Source organism: Gluconobacter sp., from assembly GCF_047722525.1.
Classification (GTDB): domain Bacteria; phylum Pseudomonadota; class Alphaproteobacteria; order Acetobacterales; family Acetobacteraceae; genus Gluconobacter.
On the sequence record NZ_JBDNYY010000002.1, the window covers coordinates 288,281 to 307,029 of the forward strand.

The 18,749-nt window shown below is 63.6% G+C and carries 18 protein-coding genes; 11 read left to right on the forward strand and 7 right to left on the reverse strand.

The features are described from left to right. From ABF859_RS03395 to ABF859_RS03425, 7 genes are read right to left on the reverse strand one after another with little or no spacing between them, the layout of a single operon-like run. Positions 1-2,325 (reverse strand): LPS-assembly protein LptD, encoded by a 2,325-nt coding sequence (locus ABF859_RS03395; RefSeq protein WP_415526115.1) that lies wholly within the window; start codon positions 2,323-2,325, stop codon positions 1-3. Continuing rightward, a complete protein-coding gene (gene lptG / locus ABF859_RS03400) occupies positions 2,325-3,515 on the reverse strand; it encodes an LPS export ABC transporter permease LptG (RefSeq protein ID WP_415526117.1) in 1,191 nt (396 codons plus the stop codon). The genes ABF859_RS03395 and lptG overlap by 1 nt, the downstream gene beginning before the upstream one ends. After that, a complete protein-coding gene (gene lptF / locus ABF859_RS03405) occupies positions 3,512-4,681 on the reverse strand; it encodes an LPS export ABC transporter permease LptF (protein ID WP_415526119.1) in 1,170 nt (389 codons plus the stop codon). The genes lptG and lptF overlap by 4 nt, the downstream gene beginning before the upstream one ends. Before the next feature lie 57 nt (positions 4,682-4,738). Then, on the reverse strand, positions 4,739-5,221 hold the full coding sequence (locus ABF859_RS03410) for a hypothetical protein (RefSeq protein ID WP_415526121.1): 483 nt from the start codon (positions 5,219-5,221) through the stop codon (positions 4,739-4,741). A 2-nt stretch (positions 5,222-5,223) separates the two neighbouring features. Continuing rightward, positions 5,224-6,237 (reverse strand): L-threonylcarbamoyladenylate synthase, encoded by a 1,014-nt coding sequence (locus ABF859_RS03415; protein ID WP_415526123.1) that lies wholly within the window; start codon positions 6,235-6,237, stop codon positions 5,224-5,226. Next, positions 6,234-7,031 carry a 3'(2'),5'-bisphosphate nucleotidase CysQ family protein gene (locus tag ABF859_RS03420; RefSeq protein ID WP_415526125.1) on the reverse strand — a complete coding sequence of 266 codons (798 nt, stop codon included), beginning with the start codon at positions 7,029-7,031 and terminating at the stop codon, positions 6,234-6,236. The genes ABF859_RS03415 and ABF859_RS03420 overlap by 4 nt, the downstream gene beginning before the upstream one ends. Before the next feature lie 50 nt (positions 7,032-7,081). Further along, positions 7,082-7,732, reverse strand: a complete 651-nt coding sequence (locus ABF859_RS03425; RefSeq protein WP_415526127.1) for a hypothetical protein — start codon at positions 7,730-7,732, stop codon at positions 7,082-7,084. Between the two features lie 102 nt (positions 7,733-7,834). Here ABF859_RS03425 and ABF859_RS03430 point away from each other — a divergent pair, with 102 nt between their 5' ends. The 11 genes from ABF859_RS03430 (at position 7,835) to ABF859_RS03480 (ending at position 18,689) form a co-directional block, all read left to right on the forward strand. Continuing rightward, positions 7,835-9,307 carry a leucyl aminopeptidase gene (locus ABF859_RS03430; RefSeq protein ID WP_415526129.1) on the forward strand — a complete coding sequence of 491 codons (1,473 nt, stop codon included), beginning with the start codon at positions 7,835-7,837 and terminating at the stop codon, positions 9,305-9,307. Continuing rightward, positions 9,291-9,767, forward strand: a complete 477-nt coding sequence (locus ABF859_RS03435) for a DNA polymerase III subunit chi (RefSeq protein ID WP_415526131.1) — start codon at positions 9,291-9,293, stop codon at positions 9,765-9,767. Before ABF859_RS03430 ends, ABF859_RS03435 begins: the two co-directional genes overlap by 17 nt. 84 nt (positions 9,768-9,851) lie before the next feature. Next, a complete protein-coding gene (locus tag ABF859_RS03440; RefSeq protein WP_415526133.1) occupies positions 9,852-10,976 on the forward strand; it encodes a Rieske 2Fe-2S domain-containing protein in 1,125 nt (374 codons plus the stop codon). 21 nt (positions 10,977-10,997) lie between these two features. Continuing rightward, complete coding sequence (locus tag ABF859_RS03445) at positions 10,998-11,843, forward strand: aldo/keto reductase (protein WP_415526135.1); 846 nt, start codon at positions 10,998-11,000, stop codon at positions 11,841-11,843. An 85-nt stretch (positions 11,844-11,928) separates the two neighbouring features. After that, positions 11,929-13,194: a hypothetical protein gene (locus tag ABF859_RS03450; protein WP_415526137.1), complete on the forward strand. Its 1,266-nt coding sequence runs from the start codon at positions 11,929-11,931 to the stop codon at positions 13,192-13,194. Beyond that, positions 13,194-14,063 carry a hypothetical protein gene (locus ABF859_RS03455; RefSeq protein ID WP_415526195.1) on the forward strand — a complete coding sequence of 290 codons (870 nt, stop codon included), beginning with the start codon at positions 13,194-13,196 and terminating at the stop codon, positions 14,061-14,063. The genes ABF859_RS03450 and ABF859_RS03455 overlap by 1 nt, the downstream gene beginning before the upstream one ends. Continuing rightward, on the forward strand, positions 14,060-14,581 hold the full coding sequence (locus ABF859_RS03460; RefSeq protein ID WP_415526139.1) for a hypothetical protein: 522 nt from the start codon (positions 14,060-14,062) through the stop codon (positions 14,579-14,581). Before ABF859_RS03455 ends, ABF859_RS03460 begins: the two co-directional genes overlap by 4 nt. After that, entirely contained in the window at positions 14,581-15,669 is a 1,089-nt protein-coding gene (locus ABF859_RS03465; protein WP_415526141.1) for a hypothetical protein, read from the forward strand. The genes ABF859_RS03460 and ABF859_RS03465 overlap by 1 nt, the downstream gene beginning before the upstream one ends. Before the next feature lie 5 nt (positions 15,670-15,674). Further along, positions 15,675-17,105 (forward strand): hypothetical protein, encoded by a 1,431-nt coding sequence (locus ABF859_RS03470; protein ID WP_415526143.1) that lies wholly within the window; start codon positions 15,675-15,677, stop codon positions 17,103-17,105. Beyond that, positions 17,102-17,587, forward strand: a complete 486-nt coding sequence (locus ABF859_RS03475) for an NADH-quinone oxidoreductase subunit B family protein (protein ID WP_415526145.1) — start codon at positions 17,102-17,104, stop codon at positions 17,585-17,587. The genes ABF859_RS03470 and ABF859_RS03475 overlap by 4 nt, the downstream gene beginning before the upstream one ends. A 166-nt stretch (positions 17,588-17,753) precedes the next feature. Next, positions 17,754-18,689 (forward strand): ROK family protein, encoded by a 936-nt coding sequence (locus ABF859_RS03480; protein WP_415526147.1) that lies wholly within the window; start codon positions 17,754-17,756, stop codon positions 18,687-18,689. Positions 18,690-18,749 lie beyond the last annotated feature (60 nt).

The window sequence follows — 18,749 nt, forward strand, 5'->3', positions numbered from 1 at the left end:
TCAACCGTTGATTCCGAAAGTGCCGATCGTCTTGAACGTGAAGTTGAACAGGACGGTCTCGTTACGCTGTTCGCCGCCGATACGCGTGTATTGCTTGATATACATGATATCCAGCCCGAAACAGTCATTTGAATAGCCGATCGTGCCACCATTTGCGACGAACTGTTTCCGTGACAGGCTGCGACGGAAGAAACCGGACGCATGGTAATTGCGCCAGTGAGTGGAAAATCCGCCTGTCACTTCGCTGGTCTTGATCATGTAGGGCGCGTTGGGGCCGTATTCGCGGAAGTTCGTGGCGTAATAATAATACGGCGTCACGGGGGCGTAGACGTAGCCACCTGTCAGGCGGAACATCGGAACGCCCGTGCTGATCAGCCCTTCGCCGTAATCGAACTGGTGGGTCCAGGGATTGAATCGTCCGCGGGCCGTGACATCCACATACTGGTTCGGGCTGACGCGCAGGCGTGCCACCGGATCCGACAGGTGATGTTCGAGGCCGGAATAGGGCAGGCGGTTGTGATCGATATGTTCCTGGAAGCTTTCGCCGACGAGCATGTCGATGGCGTGGCCGTTCCAGGACCAGTTCTGATGGATGCCTACATTGGCGCGGATGCCGCCATCGAGGCGGTCCGTTCCGAGGTAGCGGTTGAGGGAAAACAGTGTCGTGTCCGTGAATTCGTAGGACAGGCTGTCTTCGTTGGGCAGGTGGCGGTTCTGCGAGTTGCCGGTGTTGGGAGCGGCAATGATCTGGGCGATGGGTTCCAGGATCTGGGAGCCATGTCCCTTGGCGAAGCTGCGCAGGAAAGGCCAGTTCATCCGCAGGGCAATGGTCGGCTGGACCTGTCCCACGAGATGGTTGCCACCGGCGCCGGTATAATAGGTCGGCTGCTGGTAGGCCTGCGTGGCGTGATAAACCATCGAATCAATCCGGGCCGTGAGCAGGAACTGCTGGCCGAGCCGGTTGTGGAAGGGGCGGTCCCACTGGATGGCCGCCTGTCCACGCTGATCGTTGATGCCGTTTTTGCGGTACAGATTGAAATCCGTTGTCTGTACGCTGAGGCGGCCGCCGAACATGTCCGGCTGTCCCTGAAACGCATAGGTCAGCCGCGGAAGGGCCCAGGGAAGATCCGAGTTGCGGATGACGCCCTGGTTCAGGCCCTGATAGGCCTGTCCGTCGAAGCGCAGATAGGAGCCGACGCCGTATCCTTCGAGGAACAGGTTGGAGTTCAGCATTTCCGAACCGTAGCCGGGGACACGGTAGTCACGCATGTAGTTGGCGGAACTGGCGACGTTGATGTTGGCGCCGACCTGCCAGTTCCGGTTGATGGCGAAATTGCCGCGTCCGAAGACGTAGCCCTGCAGGCCGTACTGGCTGGATGATCCGACATTGTTGCCGAAGGTGTTCGTGTAGCGGCTTTCGTCGTGTGTGTCGTAGGCAATGCCGCCCGTGACGTCGATCGATCCGAAATTGAGGCGGTTGCGGTACTGCGCAGTCAGTTCGGGGCCGGTCTTGGTGGAGACGAGGCCGCGGACCGTGAGGTCCTGCTGCTCGTCGATGGCCCAGAAATAGGGGAGCGTGAAATAGGTGCCGAGGTAACGGTCATGCGGGCTGATGCCGGGCATCAGGAAGCCGCTCTGCCGTTTGACGGACGGATCGGTCATGGAGAAGAACGGAAAATAGAAGACGGGCAGGCCGAGCATCTTCAGCCAGGCATGGTCGAACTCGAGCCGCTTGTGCTGCACGTCCTGCGTCGCGTCAAACGCCTGGAACTGCCAGAAGGGGGGCAGGTCGGGGTTTTTCTCGCAGATCTTGCAGGCCGTGTAGACGGCGTGCGTCAGGTCGTTCAGCATCCCGTTGGTGCGTCGCATGCCGTTGCCGGCAAGCTTGGCGTTGTCTTCCATGCGGATATAGATGCCGCTGCCGATGCCATCGTGCATGCCGTGGCTGAACTCGACATAATCGGCATAGGTCGTGCTGCCATCGGGTTCGACGACGGCGACATGGCCCTTGGCCGACAGGATGCCGGTGCTGCGGTCATAGGTGACGCGGTCGGCGCGCATGGCGTGATCGCCCTGCCAGACGCGGACGTTTCCATCCCAGGTGATCAGGCCGTTCTTGGCGTAGCTTTCGCTGTCCGCGAGATAGGTCAGGGGATCAGTCTGGGAGGTCGGTTTTCCGATGACGATGACATGGGAGTTGTCGCGCTGCATCGTGTTGGCAGACATCTTCTGCGGCGCCACGAGCGCGGTTCCAGCCATCAGTGTGGCACCGACGAACGAAGCGCGTCTGCGTGCGCGTGTTGGGAGCCACAGGGGCACCGTCATCAACCATCCTCCATGTGCAGCAGAAGTGCTACGGCGAGGCAGAGCCCCGCACCCGTCGGCGCCCATGCTGCAAGAACCGGCGGCAGGGCGCCGGATTCACCAAACTGTTCGGCCACTTTCGAGATGGTGAACAGCGCAAAGCCTGCGGCGATTCCCGATCCCAGCATCCGGGCTACACCGCCGCGCCGTGTCGGGCGCATCGAGAAGCCTGCGGATACCAATGCCATGGTCCCGGCCAGAATGGGAAGGGCCAGTAGTGACTGGAAATGAAGTCTGTGCCGGATCGAGGGGAATCCCGAGCGCTCCAGAAGGTTGATGAACCCCGGAAGTGCGAAGACGGACAGGGTATCGGGCGATGCAAAACTTTCCTGCACGCGGCCGACTGTCAGATCGGAGGGAAGGGTCATGTCTCCGATATGCTGCGGCAGGTGATCCGGATGCAGCACGGAGGTTCCATGGAGGATCCACTGGTGGTCCCCCAGAGCGCCATTCGGGGCTTCGACGCGGACGATCAGGCGGTCACGGTCATCGAGACGGAAGATCGAGACGCCCGAAACTTTCAGCTCTCCGTTGATGAGATGCACGTCCTGCGCGTGGAGGATCGCAACGCCGTGGGGAACCAGCCCGTCATCGGACTGCCTGAGCCACAGGGCACCGCCGTTCAGCGTCAGGGGACCGCCGCCGGTGCGCAGATAGGTCTGGTCGAGCATCTCGGCGCTGCGGAACATGTCGGACGACAGGGCGGAAATGCCGGTTGTCGTCAGCAGTCCGGTCAGCAGGGCACAGGCCAGCGGGCTGGCGAGGAACTGCCAGGCGGAGATGCCGGCTGCGCGGGCGACGATCAGTTCGGACGAGCGTGTCAGGCGGGAAAAGCACACGATCCCGCCCAGGAGGATGCCGAAGGGCAGGACGTAAATGATGTAATAGGGGACGTGAAGCGCGGCGATCCGGATTACGAGGCTTGCCGGGACGTTCGGACGCGTGGCTGCACGTCGCAGAAGGTCGATGAAGTCGAACAGCGACACCAGTCCCGTCAGGGCCAGCACCATGGAGAGAGTGCTGAGCATGAACTGTCGCGCGATGTAGATCGCCAGTGTCGTGGAGAAGCCGGCATGATCGTCGCGGGTGCTGAAAACCTGAAACAGGGATGTCAGCCACGGGCCCAGACGGGGAGAGGAGAGTGCTCTCATCGGGCAGCCTCTGCGGATGTCGGGGTCGATGGGGTTTCCCGCACGCTTCCGGTCCACTGTTCCAGGAACAGGAGGATCGCGCAGACAATGGCGGGCAGGATGGCTTCAAGCCAGATCAGCGGCACCAGAACGAGGTGTCTGCCGGCGAGGTTCTGAAGCATGAGCGAGACGGCGAGCAGCCCCACGACCGTGAGGATGGCCGTCAGGGGGCGAGTGATGTTGCCGTGGCGGGAAAAGGCGCCGCGCAGCACGGTCACCAGACCGATCATGGCAAAGGACAGGGCTGTCAGCGGGGAGGTGAGCCTGCGCCATGCCACGACGATGTTCTTGCCGCGGTCACGTTCGGAGACCTCGTGCGGATCGGGATGGAACAGTTCATGGAGCGACATCTCGTCGGGGTCGCGGTCTTCATGACTGTTCTGGCGCGAGGAGGTGAGGTCGATCGTGTTGCGTCCGAATGTCAGGACATTCAGCCGGCCGGTGTGACGGTCGATTTCCTCGCGTGAGCCGTCATAGAGAACAACGCGGGGCTGGTCATTGACCACGACCATGGTCCCGCGTTCCGCCAGGATCGTGGTGTGGGAATCGGGGTTGCGGTCATCCTCGACCAGAACGCCGTGCAACTGGCCGTCATTGGTCCGACCGCGCACATAGACCGTCATGTCACTTGAGAGGCTGGTGAAAACGCCGTCCTGAAGCAGGAAGGCGGCCATGCGGTTGCGGATCTGGAACTCGTAGCGATGGAACGCATGATAGGATACGGGCGCGAGCCACAGGGTCAGGGCATAGCACAGGATTACGGAGAAGAAGGCGCAGAGCAGGCCGGGACGTGCGAGCTCCAGCGGCGAGCGGCCGGCTGCGCGCATGACCGTGAGTTCCCGGTCACCGACCATCCGCTGATAGGTGAAGAGCACGACGAGAAACGTCGTGATGGGCAGGATGACGGCGATGAAGGATGGCAGCATCAGCGACGTGAGCTGGATGAAAACCCGCAGGGACAGGCCGTGCTGGACCACCATCGAGACGAAGTGCAGCGACTGGGTCAGCCAGATCAGCGCCGTCGCACCTCCTGTCAGCGCCAGCAGGGCGATGAGGAGCTGACGGAGAATATAGCGGTCGAGCAGAGGCAGGATCTGCCGCCCGGAGGTACCGGAGGATGAGGCCATGGCCCTTCATCTATCCCTAGCGCGTGGCGGGAGGAAGGCGAAAAAACGAAACAGTTTCTATCGCAGATAGGACGCCCGGTCGATGGACGTCCTTGTAACTGTCAGGCTGTGATAGAGCTGTGTCGTGGCAATGCCGACCAGAAGCCCCGCCCCGGCCGCGAAGACCAGAGTAACGTAGCGCCAGGGTTTCTGCATGCGTGTCGTGGCTATTTCCATCTGCAGCACGGCCATGTCCATCTGGCAGCGTCCCAGCCGGTTCTGGGCAGCGCGGGTGTCTGCCTCACTCTGGCCGAGGCGGCGTTCCAGACTGGAAATCCGCTCCCGCAGAATCTTTTCGCGGTCGGTGGCATCTTTCTGGGCCACCGTCCCGATCCGGGTGATGAAAAGATTTTTCAGCGCGCCGCCGGTGATGTTGTCGCGCCGGGCCATCTGGCGGATCCGTTCCAGCGCACTGGCGGCGTGTCCGGGCTGCTCGTCCAGAACCAGTGCCAGAATATCGGACAGGATCTTGATTTCCCTGGGGTCAGGCGCGCGCGCCATGCTCAGGAAGGCGTCGCGGCGCCCGCGCGCGGTTCGGCGGCGCGGCGGAGGCGGTCACGGATGGCGAGGCCCAGTCCGTGGCGGGGGATCGGCTGGGCGGCGATGGTTTTCAGGCCGCGTCGGGTTCCTTCCGCATCGAGAAAGCGCAGTCCGGCGAAGAGGCGGGCCGCTGCTTCCTCCAGATTGCCGCTTTCGCTCAGGTTCCAGGTCAGGCCCGCGCCGGGAAGGGGCGTCCCGAAGGCAAGCTGGGCCTCGTTGGGGGCGATGGAGGTCGCATCCAGCCTGACGGGCAGGCTGGGGGCGTAGTGGGAGGCCAGCCTTCCGGGAGAGGCCGGGGCGATTTCGGAAAAATCGTCCGGATGGCGGATGGGCCCGCAGAGTTCGGTCAACTCTTCGAGTGTCACACCGCCCGGACGCAGGAGAACGGGCACGTCCCGGGTCAGGTCCAGCACCGTGCTTTCCACGCCGATGGAGCAGGGGCCGGAATCCAGAACCGCGTCGATCCGTCCGTCTAGCGAGCGCAGGACGTGGAACGCGTCGGACGGGCTGACGGTGCCCGAGACGTTCGCGGAGGGCGCGGCGACGGGCGCGCCGACTTCACGAAGCAGGGCCAGAGCCGTTTTGCCGCGTGGAACGCGCAGCGCCAGTGTGGACAGACCCGCAGCAGCCAGATCGGAGACGGTTGAGTTCGGCGAGCGGGGCAGCACCATTGTTAGCGGACCGGGCCAGAAACGTTCGGCCAGTGCGTGCGCGATTTCTTCCATCCTGCCGCTCAGCGAGGCCTGTGCGAAGGCGCTTTCAGCATCCGGAAGGTGGCTGATGAGCGGGTTGAAGCGCGGGCGTCCCTTGGCGGCGAAAATTCGGGCGACAGCGGTGTCGGACGAGGCGATGGCGCCGAGGCCGTAGACGGTCTCGGTTCCGAATGCGACCAGCTTGCCGGCTTTCAGGAGTTCTGCGGCGCGGCGGATGCCTTCAGGCGTGGCGGTCAGGCGTTCGGTGTGGCGTGTGTCGCTCAAGATGCGCCTCCCGTGCAGTAGAAAGAGCCGTTCAGCCGATCGGGTTTGCCGTAGCGTAGGGGCGCGCCGGTCTCGTCGAGCAGGGCGCCCCCTGCGGCTTCAAGAATGGCCTGGGGGGCGGCCGTGTCCCACTCCATCGTGGGCCCGAAACGGGGATAGAAATCCGCAGCCCCTTCGGCGACCCGCATGAACTTCACCGATGACGACAGCTTGTCGATGGAGGCGACCTCGCGGCCGGCGAGCCAGCGGTCCAGCAGTTCGGGATTGCCGTGATGGCTGGAGGCCAGAACGCGCAGGCCCTCGGCGGGGGGCGTGGCGGTGTGGATCGGCGTGCTGTGTGTACCGTCTGAACGGTGCGCGCCGAGGCCCTGACCGCCGCTATAGATCAGGCCGTAGCCGGGGAGAGCGACCACGCCCAGAACCGGCCGGTCATGGCGGACCAGACCGATATTGACGGTGAAGTCCTTTCCGCCCGATGCAAAACCGCGTGTTCCGTCCAGCGGATCAACCAGCCAGTAGGAGTCTTCCGCACTCACCCGGATGCCAGCCGACATTTCTTCCTCGCCAATGGCGGGAATGGACGGGCAGGCCGCGCGCAGTCCGGACAGGATATGCTGTTCGGAGGCATGGTCCGCCTCCGTAACCGGGGAGGCATCGTCCTTGATGTCTGTCCGGAAGCCGCGTTCACGGATGGCGTTGATGATGTCCGAGGCTTCGGAAGCGAGCCGGAACGCCAGGGCCAGAAGGGCGCGGTCATCGTCCGCGGGGACGGTGATGGGGGAGGCAGAAGTCATTTGCGAAGGCTACTCCAAGATGTCTTTTGCGTCATGTCCTGATGCGCCCGTTATTGCGGACAGGTCGGGACAGGCGCCTGATCTCCGTTCCATTTTGCAAACGGGATTTTTGTAGCGGCACTCAGGGCGATATCGGCGTGGCATGTCGTGACGGGAGACTGGAGCGTGGTGCGGAGCGCGAAATAGAACGGTGTGCTCCCGGGTTCTCCGTCCGAGCGGGTGAGTTCGTAAACCCTGATCTTTGCCGGGCCTGGCTGCGGGACAGGATAGCTGCCCATTTCACGCGATGCGATGAACAGAAGGAGGCTCGGCTGTCCGTTGACGCGGCCGGAAGCGAAATGGATGGTCTGCACGGCGTCTTCGTCGGTGTGCGGAATATCACGCAGGGTGTCGATCAGTTGTCCCGGATGGTCCGGATCTTCCGTATCGACCAGTGTTGTGCGGTCGGGCTGGTTTTCGTCCGGGGCACTGATGACATAGACGTGATAGGCCCACGCATTGCCGTTTTCGCGCCACAGGGGGCTGACGGTCACATCCGGGAAGCCCGTCGGATGAAGCGTGACGGGCGTATTGCCGATCGGGATGGGGTGGATGTCGGTGATTTCTGGGTTGGACGTGGCGTTAAGTGGAGCGGCATGTCCCTCTGTGGAGCCGAGAGCAAGGCCGGAGCAGAGCAGGATCTTCAGGAGAAAACGGCGCATGGGTGTTCTTTCTTCAGGCTGACAGGGCGGAGGACTTGTATGGGCGGTCGGTGTTCCCGATAACGGAGACAACGCGTTCATGTTTCAGACGACAGGATCATCATGCTTTCAGTGACTTTCGATTCCCTTCCAGCCTTTTCTGCAGATGCGCCCAGAGCCGTTGTACTGCTGTGTGATGCGGCGGGCGGTGAGACGTTCGCGGCGCTGGACAAGGCGACGGCAGGCGCGGTTTCGCGCGCCGTTGCATTGAAGGGCTTCAGGGGTGAGGCCGGACAGAGTGTGGTACTTCCCGCTCCGGCCGAAGGGCTTTCCCAGATCGTTCTTGCCGGTGTGACGCCGAAGGGCGGTGCGGCTGTTGATGCGGTGGCTGTCGAGAATGCTGCCGGTCGTGCGGTCCGGTTGCTTGAGGGTGTTGAGGAGGCAGTTCTGGCCCTGACCAAAGGGCTCGAACAGTTTGCTCCGGAAGCGGCTCTCGGCGCGCGTCTGGCCTCCTATGATTTCAGTGTGTACCGCACGAAGAAGTCCGATAGCCGTCCGGTCCTGAAGTCCCTGAGCGTTGCCGTGTCTGACGTGGCGGCGGCGCAGGCGCGGTGGACCGCTCTGGATGCGGTGTCGCAGGGCGTGATCCTGACGCGGGATCTCGTGAGCGAACCGCCGAATGTGCTTTATCCTCAGTCTTTTACACAGCGTATCGAAGAGCTGCGTGAGCTTGGCCTGACCGTTGAGGTGCTGGACGAGAAGGCCATGACTGAGCTGGGCTTCGGCGCGCTTCTGGGCGTGGCGCAGGGCAGCATCCACAAGCCGCGGACGGTGATTGTCCGTCATGAGGGCGGTGGCAGCGAGGCGCCTCTGGCGTTCATCGGCAAGGGCGTGACTTTCGACAGCGGTGGCATTTCCATCAAGCCGGCGGCTGGTATGGACGAGATGAAAACCGATATGGGCGGGGCTGCGACCGTGATCGGTCTGATGAGTGCGCTGGCCCGTCGGAAGGCACCGGTCAATGCGATCGGTGTGGTCGGACTTGTTGAGAACATGGTGTCCGGCGGGGCGCAGCGTCCGGGCGATATCGTGCGAGCCTATGACGGGCAGACGATCGAGGTTCTGAATACCGATGCGGAAGGGCGCCTCGTTCTCGCGGATGTGCTGTCCTATACGCGGAAGCGGTTCAGTCCGAAGCTGATGGTCAATCTGGCGACGCTGACGGGTGCGATCGTGGTCAGTCTTGGCTATGAGAATGCTGGTCTGTTCAGCAATAGTGATGCGCTGGCCAAGGGGCTGGCCGAGGCTGGCGCGCAGGTTGGCGAAGGGCTGTGGCGGATGCCGATGGGCGCGGCCTATAACCGCGAACTCGACTCCGATATTGCGGATATGAAGAACATCGGCGGCCGTCCGGGCGGTGCGATCCTCGCGGCGGAGTTCCTCAAGCGCTTCGTGGGCGACACGGACTGGGCGCATCTCGATATTGCGGGAACGGCCTGGAAGACCAAGGCGTCCGCCATTGCGCCCAAGGGTGCGACGGGCTTTGGCGTGCGGCTGCTGGACCGTTTTGTGAAGGCGCATGAAGCCGACGCCTGAGGGGCAGGATCACGCCGTGGATGTCGGGTTCTATCATCTGACGCGCACGCCGCTTGAGGACGCGCTTCCGGCCCTGCTGGGTCGGACGCTGGATGCGGGCGAGCGTGCGCTTGTGCGCTGCCCCGATGTGGCTGCGGTCATGGCGCTGGATGCGGCGCTATGGTCCTGTCGGGACCCGGTCTGGCTTCCGCATGGTACGGTCAAGAGCGGTCATGCGGCCCGGCAGCCGATCTGGCTGACCGAGGGTGAGGATGTGCCGAATGAGGCGCGGTTCCTGTTCCGGGTGGACGGTGCGGGAAGCGATGAGTTCGCGCCATTCACGCGGATATTCGATCTGTTCGATGGCGGAAATCCGCAATCCGTTCAGCGGGCAAGACAACGCTGGGTGGCGATGAAATCTTCAGGTCACAATCTCGTGTACTGGAAACAGGAAGAGCGGGGCTGGAAAAAGGCGGGTTAAGGTTTCAAATTGTGTCTGAAACCATTGATGGAGGACGTGCCGTAGCCGGAGTGTCTTTCATTGCACTGGAGAGGACATCTGACTGTGCCAGACCCCACGAATTCTTCCCCCGCGCCTTTGAAGACTGACCTTCGCCGCGTCGATATCAATCCTGACTTCTGGTATCCGCTGGCGTGGTCGAAGGATCTTAAACGGGGAAAGACGATCGGGCGTCGGTTCGGGCGTCATCCCATTGCTCTGGTACGTCCCGAGGAAGGCAGCGTCTTTGCGCTCGAAGACCGCTGCGCGCATCGTCAGGTTCCGCTCAGTCTCGGCAAGGTCAGCGGTGAGGCGGTTCAGTGCTGTTATCACGGCTGGGCCTATGGCCGGTCGGGTCGGTGCATCGATGTGCCGTACCTGGGGAAGGGCAAACTGCCGAATGGGGTGAAGACCTATCCCTGTCGCGAGGCCGGGGGATTGATCTTCATTTTCCCGGGGGATGCGGCAAAGGCGGAGTCCGTGCCGCTGCCGCCTCTGGCACAGGTGGACAATCCGGCATTCAAGACCCGGCGTTTCAGCCCGGTCGTGAAGTGTCATTACACGTTCATGCATGAGAACCTGATGGATATGAACCATCAGTTCCTGCACCGCCGCCAGATGGGGCAGATCCGGGCGCGGTTCCTGGGGCAGGATGCGGGTGAGAATTTTATCGAGGCGCGCTACAGCTTCGCGCGCAGTGGAAACCAGCAGCCACTGGCGGAACGGCTGATCTTCGGCAAGCATCACGATGATCCGAACCGGGAGCAGCCGGTCGAGGAAATCGTCAGCATTCGCACGACCTATCCGTATCAGAGCCTGAAAATCCATGACAAGGACGGCGATCTGATTATGGAACTGTTCAGCGTTTACGTCCCGGACACGGCGGACGGGATGAGCACGCAGACTTTCGGCCTGCTCTCGGTTTTGCGGCCGAAGACGCCATTCCTGATCGACATGATCTGGCCTGCGCTGGGTATTTTTACGCACCGGATCTTTGAAGAAGACCGGGAAATCATGGAACTGGAGCAGAACGCCTGGCGCGAACTCGGGGGCGATCATAACGTCGAGGTCTTCCCGATCGTGCGGAAATTGCGGGATCTTCTGGCGGCCAATGGGGTGGCGCCGGGAACGGATACGACGGCGTTGGCTGAAGTTCCGAGGGAACAGCCGGCTGATCCTGTCGTTGTCTGAGGACACAGACAGGAAACAGTCATGAAGACAGTCACGCTCAGGAATGGTGTTAGGGTCCCCGCGCTTGGGATGGGGACCTGGAATGTCGGCGACAGCGCGGCCCGGCACGCGGATGAGGTTGAAAGCCTGCGCAAGGGGCTTGAGGCCGGCCTGCGGGTGATTGATACGGCCGAGATGTACGGCAATGGCCGGTCGGAAAAGCTGGTGGGCGAAGCCATCGCGGATGTGCGTGATGATGTCTATCTCGTCAGCAAGGTCGTGCCGTCAAATGCGTCCTATGATGGTGTACACAAGGCGTGCCGGCGTTCGCTGAAGCATCTCGATACGGACTGGCTGGATCTCTATCTGCTGCACTGGCGTGGGGGCACACCGCTGGAAGAAACGATCCGGGCGTTCGAGGATCTCAAGGATGACGGGCTGATCCGGGGATGGGGCGTGTCGAACTTCGATGTCGATGATATGGAAGAGATCGAGGACCTGTCCGGTAACTGTCTGGTCAATCAGGTTCTGTATAATCTCGAGCATCGCGGGACCGAGTTCGATCTTCTGGATCATGATCTGAAATCCGAAACCGTGACGATGGCCTACTCGCCGCTGGGGCAGGGCGGAGAGCTTCTGGATCATCCGGCGCTGAAGGATGTGGCGTCCCGGCATGAGACGTCGCTTGGCCCTGCGGATACGGCCCAGATCGCGCTGGCCTGGGTGCTGCGGCGACCAAATGTCATGGCGATCCCGAAAGCCGGGTCTCCGAAGCATGTGGCCGGAAATATCGCCAGTCTGGAAATCAGCCTGACGGATGAGGATCTCAAAACGCTGGACGGTGCTTTCCCTCCACCGAAACGCAAGGTATCTCTCGCCATGATCTGACGGTCGTGGTGGTATGCGGTCCGTTTTCACTTAACCTGCGGACCGCGCCCTGCATAATTTTTCGTCCCTGTTTTACGCCGATCCGGTGTCTCTCTGCCTCGCGGCTCTGGTCGTTCCTGCATGTCTGCAGGCGATGGAGGCCGGGCGTGCTGGGCGATCGGCGGTCATCTGCGCTGCGGCGCTGGCCGCGATCCTGTCGATGTCTCCGGCTGTTCTGGCTGTCGCGCTCGGTGTGATCGTTGCACAGGAGCGGGAGGCGTGTCCGGCCGTGTGGACAGTTCCGGCTCTGCTGTTGAGCGTCCTTTTTCCTGCACAGACCTTTGTTCTTCTGGGGCTGCTGCCAGTTCTGTTCTGGCCTGCGCTTGTGCGTCGTCAGGGCGGGGCCTGCCCTGCCGTTATGAGTCTTCTGGGCGTCTCGCTGGTCTGGCATGAGCCTGCGGCTGTTCCGGCGGAACTTGTTGCGGGCCTGGGTGCTGCGGTGATCGGGCTGGTGGGATGGTCCGTCCTTGGTGCATCCCGACCCGGAAATCTGGGGCTGCTGCGGCCTGTTCTCCTGATGGTTCTGGTCGTGGCGGCGCAGGCCGAAAGCCTTGCAGTCTGCGCGCGGATCGCACTGGAGGCGCTGCTGCTCGATCTGGTGCTGCTGGTACTGACGGCTGCATTGGGGCGGAGATTTCCAGTGCTCGCCATGCTGCGTCTGCCGTTTCCGCCTTTGCCGGGACTGGTTGTGCTGTGGCTGGGGATTCACGCGGCGCTTGGCATGGCGGCAGGCGTGGAGGGGTGGAGCGTTCTTGGTGTGGCCGTGGCGCTGCTGCTGGGGCTTCTGGGCCTCTCCGACATTCTTGCGCTGGGGCGTCTGTTCCCTGCGGGCCGGGAGGGCGTTTCGGGCGCGTCTGTTCTGCTTCTGGGCGCAGGAAGCCTGCTCATACCCGCTCTTGTGTTCGGGCTGACGAGCCCTGTGCTGCACGCCATGGGCGGAGAATGGGTCTGGCCGGTCTGGAGCATTGGTGCGGGGGATGGGGCGCATCTGCGACTGATGGCTTTTGTGCTGGCTGGTGCCGGGATCTGGGTTGCTCTCGTGCGGCCCTGGAGGATCGTGGGTGGTGTGGTGCAGGCGGCATCCACTCTGGTTCCCGCGCTCGGGCAACTGCTGACGATCGGGGACGGACTGTTTGATGAGGCCCCCTCCCTGAACTGGACGATGCGTCGTGTCATTGCCAGCGGGCGACTGCGTCTCAGGGGGCTGAAAAACATGAGGGCGCCCGTGCTTCCCGACCTGCGTCAGGGTGCTGTCGGACTCTGGCTTGTGCTTCTGGGTCTCGTTCTGGCGGTGCTGGGAGTGATGGCGTGATGGCGCATGAGGTCGGGATGGTCCTGCTGGCGGTGCTGGAGGCGCTCTTTCAGTTGGGCCTGCTTCTTGTGCTGGCGCCCGTCATTGGCTGGTGTCTGGACGATCTGCCGTTCTGGCTGGCTGGCCGGTCGGTCGGGACGATGCGCTTTCGTCTCCTGCAGGCCGGGCGCTTCTGGAAAACACTGTTCCGGGCTCCGCTGGGCGGCCGTCCGGCGCTGGCGCTCACGGCGGGTGTTCTGACGCTTCTGTGTCTGCCTGCGGTGACGATGGGATGGGTTTTTTCGTCTCTGGCAGACCCTTTGGTCATCGGGCTGGTCATGTTGCTGGGGCGGGGCTTTGTGGGCCAGAGCCTGCTGCCGGGTGAGACAGGCCGTTTCGTCCCTGCCGTTCTGCTGCTGTGTCTGACCGAAGCCCTGATCGCGCTCGCGGCGCCTGGGACGGATGGGCTCGCGGGCCTGTGTGCGATGCTGCATATCGAGCCTGAGCCTGGTCTGGAAGGTGCGCTTGCCGCCTGTGCGCTGGCGCTGGGCATTGCGTGTCCTCCCCTGCGGGCTCAGGACGTTACGGGGATGCTGTCCGGCATCCGCGACCGTCATGAGCGGGAAGCGGCCCGGAGCATCGCTGATGTGCTGAACTGTGGCTGGCTGCTGCTGCTGGGGGATCTGGCTCTGCCAGTGAGCGTCGGGCTGCCGCAGGAGGGCGTTCAGGGCTGGTGGCTCGGGCTGGTGGCTCTGGGGGGACGTCTGGCGCTGACGGTTGCGGTGGCGGTCGGGCTGCGGCTCATGGCGCAGGAGCGGAGCGCGCGGCTGACGGCCCTGTTTGCCGGTGTGGCGCTTCTTCTGGCTCTGGCAGGGAGGTTTGGCACATGATTGTCGGGTTCGGATTGCTGCTGCTGCTGGCTCTTGCAGGGCTGGGAAAGGACGGGCGGGGGCTGCCGCTTTATGGCGCGGTCTGTGCCTTTGCAGGGGCGACGGTCTGTTCCGGGCTGATGGCGCTTCTGACGTCTGTGGCGCTGGTCGGGCTGAATGGTCTGGCCTGGGCATGGCTGCGGCGGTTTGCAGCGGAAGCGCCGGATCGGGCGGCTGTCCTGCCGGTTGTGGGAACGCTGGTGCTGCTGCTCGCGCTTGGCCTGTCTGGTGCGGGGCTGGGGCTGGCGCCGGTTCTTGGGGCGGGGGCCGTTCTGACCGGACTGTGCGGGGCGGCGTGGGGACCGCCGCTGGTGCAGTTTACCGGCCTGTTGCGGGCTGCCGACGGGCTTATTGTCGTGTCCTGTGTGCTGCATTCCTGGCCGCTTTTCATGGCGGCACTGAGCCTGTGGGGCGTGCTGGCGGCTCTTGGCGTCACGCTTCTGCCGCGTCTGGCATGGCGTCGGGTGGAGGACGTCTGATGCATCCGCTTGCTCCGATCGGAACGCTGTTTGCCGTGACCGTCTGGCCGCTTCTGGCGGCGTTCCTGCTGCTTCTGACGCCTGAAAACCGACAGTCCGCCAGTAGTCTGACTTTCGCCGTGGCCGGGCTTGTCATTACACCGCTGGCCGTGTGGCTGATGCCGGGGACGGATGCACTGGCTGCCGCGTGTTCGTGCATCGTGACCGCCATTCCGCTTCTTCTGCCGCCAGCGCAGGACCGGACCGGCCGCGTTCTGCCGTTTCTCGTCACGGGCTGTGCGCTTCTGGCGCTGAACATCCATTCGGCTTTCGCTGTGACGGTGCTGTGCGGTGCGGGCACGGTTCTTCTGGCCTGGCGGGAAGGCCGGGGCCCGCGAAAGGCCCTGGTCGTGTGGGATATCGCCCGCAGCAGGCTGGGTGGCGTGGTGCTGGGGCTTCTGGGGGCGTCACTCCTGCCCATGCAGCAGTCTTCGCTGGGTGCGGTGCTGCTGACGGTCGGGTTGTGCATGGTGGCGGGGCTTGGGCCGTCGCCGGCTCCTGCGCCCGAGGCGGCTCTGCTGGATACGGGGCTGCGGTTTTCGGCGCTGATGCTGATGTTCCGTCTGAGTGCGTATCCGCTGGTTCATCTGCTTATGCTGATCGCGGGTTTCGGGACGATCCTCATGCTGGTGACGGCGCGGTCCTCCGGTCGGATCGTGTCGTTGCCGATGTTGTCTGCGTTCGGTGCGCTGGCCGCGGCGACCGGGGAAGGGACGGCGATCGTTCTGCTGCTGCTGGCGGCGCTGGGGCTTGCCGTTCTGGATCTGCGGGAGGCCGAGGACACCGATGCGATCGCGTCGGGTGCTGCGCCCTGGCCGGTGTTCTTTGCGCTTGTCGGGATCGGGCGCTCGCTTGAGACGGGACAGTTGATCCTTCTGGTCGGGTGTCTGCTGCCCGCCTTGTGGTCTGTGCGGCATATGACGCTTCTGCCCGCGTTCGGACGTGGAGAGCGCGGGATGGTGGCGGTGATGCAGGCTGTTCTGTTGCTGGGGGGACTGTGCGGGCCGTTCTTTCTTGCCTGGCATCCGGTGACGGGGTGGCGGCCATGAGGAGCATGGGTCGGATCATCCGCAGTGGCGAGCGGGTGGCGCTGTCGCATTATTATCTTGAGCCCGCGCAGTGGAGCGGGATGCTGACGGCGTCGGGGGCGACGCTGCCCCTGATCTCCTGCTGGGCGGATGACGCCCGCGCCTACGTGCTCTTGCTGGAGGGAGACTGTCCGCTTCTGGCGAGTACGGGTGTCGAAGATCGTCGGTATCTGGCGCCGTCTTCGCGCTTTGCCGGGGCGGAGTGGGGCGAGCGTGTGTCGTACGACCTGTGGGGCGTGGAAGCGATGGATGCCCGCGGGAACGGTGCCCCCGCGCTGGATGAAGGGGGCTGGACCTCGACCTGGCCGCTGTCATCGCGTCCCGGACCTGCTGCCGGCGGACTGCGGCCGCTCGCGGGACATCATCTGCTGCGTCCCGAACAGACCGGACTGAGTGGCCCGCTGGAATTTTCCTTTGAGGTTCTGAAGGGGAAAATCCGGGATGTGGAGGTCTGTGCCGGGGCCGCGCATCGTGGTCTGGTGGCCCGGCTTGTGGGAAAGACGCCGGAAGAGGCGATGCCGCTGGTGTCGCGTGTGACGGCGGGCGGCTTCGTGGCGCACCCGCTGGCCTTTGCCCGGGCCGTTGCGCAGGCGCGCGGGCTGGCTCCGGGGCCGGGGATTCGGGATGTCTGGATGATTCTGCTGGAGATCGAGCGGATCTCGATTCATCTGTTCGATATGGCGCGGACGGCACGGGGCGTGGATGCGGAGCTTCTGGCGACGCATTGCGATCATGCGCGGGAAGCCATTTCACGGGCCTGTTCGGAGCAGGGCGTCTCCCGGCGCCTGATGGATATGGTGGCCTGCGACGGGTTCCGGGAAGGGCTGGAAATCGTGCCGCTGGCGCAGGCCGTGCATGCGGTGATGCAGCCGCGGCTTGTGGTACTGGAAGAGCTTCACCGGGTTTTTGCAGCGCGTCTGAACGGGTTTGCGGTGCTGGATGTACGGCTGGCGGAGCGCTTTGCTGTGGGCGGTGTCACGGGACGTGCGAGCGGGCGCAGCATGGACATGCGGCGTCGGGAGGCCGGAATGCGGCTGGAGGCTCTGCGGGCGACAGGATCGAGCCGGGGGGATGCCCGGGCGCGTGAGGGGTTGCGACTTGCGGAAATCCGGGACTCGCTGGCACTGATGGAGCGGATTCTGGGGAGCATCGGTCTGGAGGATGACGAACCCGCGCCGGACCGGACGGAAGAAGGGATCGGCGTGGCTGAAGGCGCGCGCGGGGACGTGTGGTACTGGGTGCGGCTGAAGGACGGGCGCATCGAAAGTCTGCATGTCCGCGATCCGGGCGCCTCGCTTCTGCCGGTTCTGGGGGCGATGCTGCGGGGCTATGCTGTTGATCGTGTCCCGGCGGCTCTGGGTTCGATCGGGCTTTCACCAGCGGGGATCGCGCTATGAACGGTATGCGACGGACGGGGCCTCTGAGTCTGCTTTATGCTTTCATGGATGCGACGCGCTGGCGCCCTTCGGCGGACGGAACAGCCCCGCGCCGGGACCGTCCCATCGGATTGTATGTTCTGGAGACCGGGGGATGCGAGGGCTGCTTCATGGAGATCGAGTCCCTGAACGGCAGCGCTTTCGCTCTGGAGCAGGCGGGGTTTGTCTGTGTGAATGATCCGGCGGATGCGGACTGGCTTCTGCTGACGGGGGCGGTAACGCGGGTCTGTGCCGAGATGGTGGATCGGGTGTGGCGGGTGATGCCGCCGGGCCGGAGTCTGATTGCGGTCGGGGCCTGTGCGGTCGATGGGGGGCCTTTTCCGGCCGGTTATGCGACGCTGGGGGGATTGCAGGCCCTGACGCCCGTACGGCGTTCGATTGCGGGATGCCCGCCCTCGCCGGAGGACATCCTGCGGGCATTGCAGGAGCTGGCGCAGGTCTGACCGGCCTGTCTGGAAGCGGGATTTTTCCCGAAACAACGAAGTTTTGTCCCTGAACGGCTTGCCGTGCCACGGTTTCGCGTTAAAGCAGATGGACGCACTGGGTGCGTTTTTCCATGAGTTTCGGTCGCCTGACACTCAGGTCGCCGTATAGAGCACAGGGCTAGAGATGGCTGATTATCGCCTTGGAATTGATCTTGGTGGCACGAAGATCGAAATCGCGGTTCTGAATCGTTCGGGCGATCTCGTCCTGCGTGAACGGATTCCCAATCCCGGTGTCTATAACGAAGCCGTCCTGGCCATCCGGGATCTGGTGACGGATGTGGATCACCGCCTTGGCGCGGTGCCGAGCCACCGCGTGTCGGCGGGGCAGCATACGTCCACGCTTGGCATCGGGATTCCGGGTTCGATTTCGCCTGAGAGCGGGCTGATCAAGAATGCCAATGCGACCTGGCTGAACAACCAGCCTTTCGGGCATGATCTTGAGGCTGCGCTCGCCCGTCCCGTCCGGACGGAAAATGATGCCAACTGCTTTGCCCTGTCTGAAGCCGCCGATGGCGCGGCGAAGGGCATGCTGACGGTGTTCGGTGTCATCATCGGCACGGGCATGGGGGCGGGCATCGTCAATAATGGCCGCGTGCTTGAAGGGCGTCATCACATCGCAGGCGAGTGGGGGCATCTGCCTCTGCCCTGGCCAACGGAAGAAGACGAGCCGGCACGTGACTGCTTCTGCGGGAACAAGGGCTGCATGGAGCGCTATCTGTGTGGTCCTGCGCTGGCTGCGGACTGGAAGGGGCCAGGCCACCGCAATACGGCCGGGATCGAGGAGGCTGCCGCCAATGGCGATCAGGCCGCCATCGCGGCGCTGGGGCGTTACACGGAGCGTTTTGCCCGGGCCTGTGCGATGGTCATCAACTTCCTTGATCCGGATGTGATCGTCCTCGGTGGTGGTGTGTCCAACCTGCACACGCTGTATGAGCGCGTGCCGCCGCTGCTGGCCAAGCATGTGATCACGCCGGTCTGCACGACGCCGATCGTACGGAACAAGCACGGTGACAGCTCGGGCGTGCGTGGCGCAGCATGGCTGTGGGACGTGACGGAATAAGCCCGTCGCACACTGGATATGAAAAAGGCCGCCCGGGTGATCGGGCGGCCTTTTTTTGTT